The sequence below is a fragment of the Thermodesulforhabdus norvegica genome, assembly GCF_900114975.1.
GTDB lineage: Bacteria > Desulfobacterota > Syntrophobacteria > Syntrophobacterales > Thermodesulforhabdaceae > Thermodesulforhabdus > Thermodesulforhabdus norvegica.
The window spans coordinates 1-7,769 of record NZ_FOUU01000018.1 but is presented as its reverse complement, the minus strand read 5'-3'; the positions used below and the strand labels follow the sequence as shown (position 1 = coordinate 7,769).

The following is a 7,769-nucleotide window of genomic DNA, read 5'->3' as shown; positions in this document are numbered from 1 at the left end:
CAGCGTGACGAATTCAGGGGCTCTGTCGTCTTTTCCTTAGGGAACCGCCCCGCCGGAGGCATAAGCCGGAGCGAAACGGCCTTGACAACCCGAAGGGCTTGCCGGTTTTGGGTCTGGTATCATGGAAAAAGGGCAAGGGCGTAGCAGCCAACGCCTTTTCCTCAGTGCAACCGCCAAAACCGCCTTCCGTTCATCAGGCCCAAAGCCGGTTGTCAAGGCCTGGAGCGAAGGCCGAAGGGGTATGACCCTTTGATTCCGCCAACCATAAACAACGGAGGATCATCGTCTTTTCAATAACGTGAATTTTGGTCTTGATTCATAGGGGTCATTACAAACTGTATATTCTTTTATTTTAGCGAATATTTTTCTTTTTTGAGTGTATGATGCCTCTTTTCTCATCTTTTCATAAAGTTTCTCTACATAGCCCTTATAAAGACTCGGTATCACAAGTCTTGTAAATTCCTCCCTGAATTTAAGAAGTTTCTGAGCAAATTCATCATCTACACGCCAAGAATATAAGAAGTTTGTATTTTCATTCCAAGTTTCTAGTAAGTTGTATATCTTCTTGTATATCTTCCTTTGTTTTACTCGTGAGAGATTAGCTGCTTTATCATATTCTTTTATCAATTGAAATTCATTCTCCAGATTATCTCCTTCAAAATTCTTCAGTAATTCCCATGTACTTTTGATATCCTCTTTTTCATAAGGATACATCTTTTTATCCTCTATCTCAACTGGGTAGGTTATCCAAACATTTATCTCTTTTGTTTTGTCCTCATACCTATTTACTCTTCCAAATCTTTGAACAAGGGCCTCTAAAGGTGCACATTCAGTAACCATAAAATCAAAGGAAATATCAAGAGATACCTCTATGACTTGTGTGGCAACTAAAATAAAGCTCTCTCCGTTTCTTATCCAATTGTTAATTCTATCTTCTTTTTCACATCGATGTTTATAAATAAAGCGTGAATGCAACAATTCCACATTTATTTCTGGCGTTAAACTTTGCAGTTCTTCAAATACTTTTTGAGATTTTTCTACTGTGTTACAGACTATCGCCATTCTAAATGGTTTTCTATTTGATTTGTAAATTTCAATAATATCCCCAACGACATCCAAAATATCTTTCTCCTCAAGCCCGTACATAATTCTTCTTCTATTCTTGAATTCTTCATTTAACCATAACTTCTCAACCCTTCCAAGGAGGTTTTCAAAATGCTCTCTAAGTATAGAAGGGAAAGTTGCAGACATTATACACAACCTTAGGTTGTAAGACCCAGAAAACCTTTCAAGAAAGTAAGAGAGAATATATAACATGCTCTGCGAGAAAGTATGAACTTCATCAAGAATAATTACGGAGTTTCTTAGATGTGGACGTTTTAAAAAGTATTTTCCAACTTGAAGGAATGTTAATAACAACTGATCAAGCGTCGTAATAATAACTGGTTGAGTGAAGTAAGAAGAGAACATTAATTCTCTAAAATCGCTCTCTTCCCTTTTTATTGCCTCAACATCAGCATAATAGAAAAATTCTCCAACGTTTTCTTTTCCGAAAAAAGTGCAAAGGTCATCATAAAAACTCTTTATCGATGTGATCGTTGGTAGAACGTAGATTATTCTCGAACCCTTGCTTACAGCGTATGAAAGCGATGCAGCAGTTTTCCCCCATCCTGTGGGAGCTCTTATGAGTAAATGTTCTTTTACTTTGCTTAAGCTTAACTGCGTTTGAAGGTCCTTATTTCTGATTTCAAGTCCTTTTTTCTGGATTTTTTCTAAAATCCATAGTCTTAAATCTTCAACATTTTTGTTTGGATTGCTTATCCTGTAATTTATCAAATTACTTGCTGAAAGTATGTCTGCGAATTTAAAAAGTCCATAAGTGTCAACTAAATCAATCTTTGTTGTATTATCAATTTTATTTGTTTTTACATTCAAGTAGAAGTTCCTTCTCCATTCGCTTAACAAATCTTCAAATCGTTTTCTTTCATCATCAGATATCTCCTTAGGAAGAAGACCAACTATTCTTTTTATGTTGGTATCGGTATCAAGAATTCCATGATGTTTGAGAATAAAAAAGGGGATTAGTATATTCTTCTCTATACTCTCTCCTTTAAAAAACACAAAAGTGGAAAAGTTAGAATGGGGAGGATTATTTTGTTTGTATACACTCCAATCTTCTCTTAACTTTCCTAAGTCGTGATAATAGCAAAGGATATCAGCAAATTCCGTGTATTTTGTTAAATTATAAAATTTGAGAAACTTATTACTTAATTTCTTACACTCCTTAATATGTTCTCTCAATTTCTTTCCTTCATGCGATTCTTTACTCCACATTCCCTTTTCTAAATCTTTCAACATCATCCACACTCCATACTGCTATACCATTTACTGTTTTTATCGGCTCTTTGACCTTAAATTCCACTTTAAAGCCTTGATAAAAGAAAGTGTTTAAGTACAGAACTCTTATTATTTTGCTTCCCTCTGTGATTTGAGAAAACCCAGCAATTATATCAGCTGGAATCATACCTTTAGCTTCTGTTTTCTCCATAAATTCGGCTTTTTTCTCATTTTTTATGTCTTTCAGAAAACAATCAGAAATCCCTCCATAAATATCGAACTCAAAATTTTTATTTTCAATTTTCTCTTTTAATTCCTCAATTAAATTTTCCTTTGCATAAATCCCAATTCTGTAATGTGGTTCTATCAGAAACTCAAAATCTTCCACAGTTCTTATAAATATTCTGTTCTCTTTATCCCAAGGCATTAAGGTCGCTTTCTCAGTAGCAAGTCCTTTAAAATCACATAGTTCTGCTCCCACAATAAGACTGTTTTCTTTTGCGAAGTTTTCTAATTCTTCTCTTTCAATACCAAACATTGCCCCAATAATACCCCAGATAACTGTTGGTGGGGGCAAAAAGTAACTCGATCTAAATTTCTTTGTCTCATGGCGTTTGAAATGTGCCGTGAAAAAAGAGATTAAAAAAGTGTGTGCTTCCATACCTAAGCACCTACAAGATAGTTTGTTATTTCATTTATTACACTCTCTATCCTGTAAGGACTGATAACTTTGATAGATTCCAATACCCCAATCCTATTTTCTATCTCCTCTTTTTCCTCTTCCATTTTCTTCTTCAGTTCTTCGTCATTTGTGCTTTTTATCTCGTTTTCAAGCCCTTCAATTCTCTTTCTGTAATTTTCTATTCTCAATTTCACTTCATCATCTAACGCATGCTCGAAATCTATTATCGTTACTTTCTCACCATCCATTAGCAGACTTCCCCAATCTTCCATTTTATCAAGATTCAGCACGACTTTTCCATTTTTAATTTCGTAGTCTATATGCGCAAAAAGAGGTAGTAATCGCTCTGTGGGGAGGAGGACAGCATAATAATAGTGGGGTTGGTGCAAATTAGTTGCTGATCTTGGGAATGTGTATCTTTCTTTTAGCAATACCTCTAGAAAAGCTCTTAGCCTGCTCTTTCTCTCATACTTTTTATTAGCATTATCAGATACTTCTGAGGGCAAATAGTAGAATTTCTTTCCGTTCTCATCTCTTTCTTCTAACTTTACTGGAGAGTTCTTAATTATATCGGTTATTTCCTTATCTTCAAATCTACCAATGTTTTCTGTTAAAATCCAGTTATTCTGGCCAATGAAGTCTGCAACTTCAACTTCGAAAGGAGACGGCATCTCTTTTTCTGTAGGGTCAAATCTTCCTCCAAAGTCCCTCGTGATTTCGCAATGTCTTAGTGCAACTATTCCGTCGGTTTTAATTGGAGCAAATCTTCTTCTTGCCGCTTCCCCTGGTACTTCGGCCATCATGAATCCAAACAAATCATCATCAATGTACAGAACAGGATTACCTTTTGATATAACAACTCTTCTAGGTCTTTCCAAAGGCGATAGCTCAAATCCTTTCTCGCTTAGTCTCTGTTTTATACAGTACTTGACACATCTCCCAGAAACATACACTCTTGTTTCTCCATCGGTTGTAAAGAACTTCTTAATTTCCGTAAGCGCTGCAATTGTTCCGTTTGCATTCACATTGCCCTTTACTCTTGCTAAGATAGATATTAATACTCTTTTCATTCTTCATCGCCTCCTTTCAAGCCATTTATCACCACTTTGACAAATTCGGGTTTAACATAACATTCATCAGCAATTCTTTTTATGTCTTCATCACGTAGCTCTTTGCTCTTTTCCTTCCCTAATCTTTCTATGACTCTGCTCCAAGTTATTTGCGTATTATGAAATGTTGCAATTATAACAGCTTTTGCTTCTTTAAACTCTGTGACGCTTGAAAAATACTGAAGTTCATGAGGTATCTCTCCAACATCTATTCCGGCTCTTTTAAATACTGTCATATTGTTTGCAATAGCATTGGTAAACTCGTGGGGAAGATTTGCACTTCTCAGGTCCATCATGAATCTATCAAGCGTCCTTGTATCTCCTCTATCTGCTTCCATCAGTTTATTAGCAACACTCCATGCCCAGCCTCTAATTCTTTCTACATCCATGATATCACCTCCTCTAAATACTTGATAGGTGTTGTATCACCTAATTTTATCTTCAAATCCTCCAAGAATAGAATTGAATCCATGTCTAACTTTCTATGATAGAAAATAAAATACAGGAGCCTATTAATATGTGCATGGGCAGTTTCGGAGTTATTCTTCTTTAAATTGTTATCTATGTTCCAGTTTTCTACTAGGAAAGAAGATATCAAAGACTTAATTTTAGAGATTCCATACGATGTATATCTATCATTTCCGCGATACAACTTAGAATACACCTCATTAAGATTAGGTATCACATAGTGCAAATAGAATTTTTTCCCTCCCCCAACTCCTTCTATCATAAAGAGTTCTACATGATAAAGAGGAATTTTGTTTCCTCTAAACATTTCTTGTAGAACCTTATCCAGAAGATAAAACATGTACTCGAATGGCCCAACTTCACGTAGGTTTATTCTTCCTACTCCGGCAATGCTACCTATATTTACATTATAGAAATCTGGAACATAACTTTTGAGGATTTCTTTTATTTCAATCCCTTCTTCGGGCACATACAAACCATAAAGTCGCTGTCCGCATCTCCCACAAATTGAATCAGCCAGTTTATTGAAAAGCTCTATTTTTGTATCCAATGTGTATGTTTCTTTAGGTTCATAAATATAGTAATTTGGTATTTCACTTGAAGCTACGCTTGTTGGGAATATAGGAGTTGGTAAGTCATCAGATTCTAATTTATCTTTTAATTGTGAAATTATTATGTCTATAACTATGTCTTGAAATTTCTCTTCAAATTTCTCTTCATTTTCCTTCCAAAGATTGTATAGTTCTATCCTATCTTCCGGTGAAATTTGTTTTGAAACATTTGCTATTATTGACTGCCCTATGGATGCTGTTAAAATTGGATTCCTTAGTCTAAGACCTCCAATAGATATTTTGTCAACTTGGTTGCTGTTTAGCCGATCAAATAGTTTGGAGAATACCTCTTTATCTTCACTTGATAGTTCATTTTGATTATGTAAATTTTCTGAGGAGTTCAGGTTTATTCTAATAGGTCTATTTCCCTTTTTTATTTCTATTAAATATCCATTTTCATTTTCTGTAAGCACGTAAGTCTTTTTACTTTCTCCATCTTTGAATTCTACTTTAAATCCTACACTAATGTTATCAAAATCAATTAATTTTTCGATGATACGATTTAGTTCCTTACTATCTTTCATTTTTGCACCTCTTTTCAAAGCCGCCGAGCCGAATTGCGACTAACTCGTTCATATCCGCATTGCGAATATACCCCATATCTGGAATGATATCCGCAATATTGCGGATATACATCCCTATGGGTGCAATCATGGTTTCCTCTCCTTAAAAAATGTGTCAATAGGGCTTTTTATACTTGCTATACTTGCTTTACTAACATGTGTATAAATCTCTGTTGTCTTGCTACTTTTATGTCCGAGTATTTCCTGAATGTATCTCAGATCAACACCACTTTCTAAGAGATGAGTGGCAAAACTGTGCCTTAAAGAATGAACTGTTACATCCTTTTTTATTCCTGCCTTCCTGCAGGCCTGTCTGAAAATTGCCTGAACTGTCCTTGTGGAAATGTGCCTACCTTTTCTTGCACCTTCAAATAACCATTTTGAAGGTCTGTATTCCTTATAGTATTCTCTTAAACTCAAGTTTTCCAAAACGCCTCATTTTGATGGTTCAACTACGCGTAATTGTTATTAAAAAAGTGTAATGCTATGTTTTGTTCAGGTGTACTTATCCAGGCCGTAGATCTGGAACAGCTTCTTCTGCACGGTGGACATGTGGGAGATGGTTCTAACAGCCCGCCTGTTGGGGTAGACCAGGATGACTTCCTGTATATCCTGAAGCTCCTCTATGAGAAGGGTCGTGGTAACTTCCATACCTTCCCGATTTGCAATCAGATAGAGAAGCTTTATCAGAAGAAGGGCAAGAACGCACACAAAGGCATGAACCCTTATCTTCGAATCGGTCCAGTGGTATGCGGGATAGTAGGATACGAGATCACGATCTTTGAGATGCCGGAATGCATCCTCTATTCTGTGAGCCGAACGGTACTGAGAGACTATGTACTCGGTACTCTCATCGTGAAGGTTGGTAAAGAGAATGGTTTTTCCAAAAGCTGCCTTTTTGTAAGAAACTTCGGTTCTCTTTCTTCTTATCCGGAGCTTGTTAACCCATCCGTTGTGCCAGACTTTAACGGAGAAAAATCTCAGAGCCTGAGATGTCCCTATTTTCTTCATCCTGAGAAAGGTTATCACCTTTGCATAAGCCACCTCCGTGGGCTCATTCTTTACGGTCTCAAAGAACTCCCTGGTCTCTTTAACGGTCTCCTGAAGCTGCTTTTCAAAGATGTGCTCATCCCTCCGGGCTCGCTTCTCATTGTAGGTAATAACAATCGTTTTCTTACTCCCAAAAACGTGCCTGGTGGTTCTGTAGGCCTTTACACCCCCGGAAATCTCGGTGAAATGCTCCAGAGGAATGAGCAGAAGATCGCGGTGATGAGATGGTACCAGGGAGCCCACAAAGGCTATACCCGATTTCTCCACGTGCTCAATGTTCCCGGAGCTGTTATTGCCCTTATCGAAGATCAGGACCAGCCTCTCCGTTTTTCCTCCCGCTTCCCGGTATCGCTCTATAAGCCGGCTTATGGCCGTGGGGAAAATAGAAGCATCGTGAATGTGACCCGAGTAAACTGTGTGAAAGATGGGAATTCCCAGATCTTTCAGAATTGCCAGCTGGAGCCCTACGAGCCTTTTGTCATCCCTCTTCTCCTTGCTCTTGCCGTACTGGGCCAGACTGTTTCCGGTAGAGGGAGAATGATAAGTATAAAAGTTGGTGGTATCGTAAAGAACCGCATCGAGAATCAGCCTGAACTTCCTGAGAAGGCTTTCCCATATGAGCCTTTCTATCTCCTTGATCTTCGAGTCGTCTATAATCTCCGACAGTTCGTCAATATCCAGCTTCTCATTGGGCTCGTAGCCCCTCTTGACCTTTTCTTCCTTTATTTCCCGTTCACTTATTATCCTGTCAAAAACCCTCCAGAAGGCCTAGCTGGAAAGTTTTTTCGCCTTGATTTTTTGAAACCTCTCCAGGGAGACCGTCTTATACCATCTTCCGATTTTTGCCCTGCTGTAATGATTTCCAGCGCGGTTTATGGCGGCTATGAGCACGAAATCCCCCGGCGTAATCCCGCAGACCTTCCCGGGAACCACTCTGTTTATAATATCC

At 37.7% G+C, this 7,769-nt stretch carries 8 protein-coding genes and 1 pseudogene; all 9 read right to left on the bottom strand.

Annotated features, from left to right (window positions below; translation table 11 throughout):
- Window positions 1-279: 279 nt before the first annotated feature.
- Window positions 280-2,361: a CRISPR-associated helicase Cas3' gene (cas3, locus tag BM091_RS13625; protein ID WP_093396563.1), complete on the bottom strand. Its 2,082-nt coding sequence runs from the start codon at window positions 2,359-2,361 to the stop codon at window positions 280-282.
- Window positions 2,324-2,998 carry a CRISPR-associated protein Cas5 gene (gene cas5, locus BM091_RS13620; protein ID WP_093396561.1) on the bottom strand — a complete coding sequence of 225 codons (675 nt, stop codon included), beginning with the start codon at window positions 2,996-2,998 and terminating at the stop codon, window positions 2,324-2,326. The genes cas3 and cas5 overlap by 38 nt, the downstream gene beginning before the upstream one ends.
- A gap of 2 nt (window positions 2,999-3,000) precedes the next feature.
- Window positions 3,001-4,089 carry a type I-B CRISPR-associated protein Cas7/Cst2/DevR gene (gene cas7i, locus BM091_RS13615; protein WP_093396560.1) on the bottom strand — a complete coding sequence of 363 codons (1,089 nt, stop codon included), beginning with the start codon at window positions 4,087-4,089 and terminating at the stop codon, window positions 3,001-3,003.
- Window positions 4,086-4,517: a hypothetical protein gene (locus BM091_RS13610; protein WP_093396558.1), complete on the bottom strand. Its 432-nt coding sequence runs from the start codon at window positions 4,515-4,517 to the stop codon at window positions 4,086-4,088. Before BM091_RS13610 ends, cas7i begins: the two co-directional genes overlap by 4 nt.
- A complete protein-coding gene (locus BM091_RS13605) occupies window positions 4,508-5,731 on the bottom strand; it encodes a hypothetical protein (protein ID WP_093396557.1) in 1,224 nt (407 codons plus the stop codon). The genes BM091_RS13610 and BM091_RS13605 overlap by 10 nt, the downstream gene beginning before the upstream one ends.
- Window positions 5,721-5,861, bottom strand: coding sequence for a hypothetical protein (locus tag BM091_RS14015; RefSeq protein WP_177193666.1), 141 nt, complete (start codon window positions 5,859-5,861; stop codon window positions 5,721-5,723). Before BM091_RS14015 ends, BM091_RS13605 begins: the two co-directional genes overlap by 11 nt.
- On the bottom strand, window positions 5,858-6,199 hold the full coding sequence (locus BM091_RS13600) for a tyrosine-type recombinase/integrase (RefSeq protein WP_093396555.1): 342 nt from the start codon (window positions 6,197-6,199) through the stop codon (window positions 5,858-5,860). Before BM091_RS13600 ends, BM091_RS14015 begins: the two co-directional genes overlap by 4 nt.
- 66 nt (window positions 6,200-6,265) lie before the next feature.
- Entirely contained in the window at window positions 6,266-7,486 is a 1,221-nt protein-coding gene (locus BM091_RS13770) for an IS1634 family transposase (RefSeq protein WP_425443315.1), read from the bottom strand.
- Window positions 7,487-7,588: 102 nt separating this feature from the next.
- Window positions 7,589-7,769 (bottom strand): annotated as a pseudogene (locus BM091_RS14010) (hypothetical protein); the annotation flags it as partial.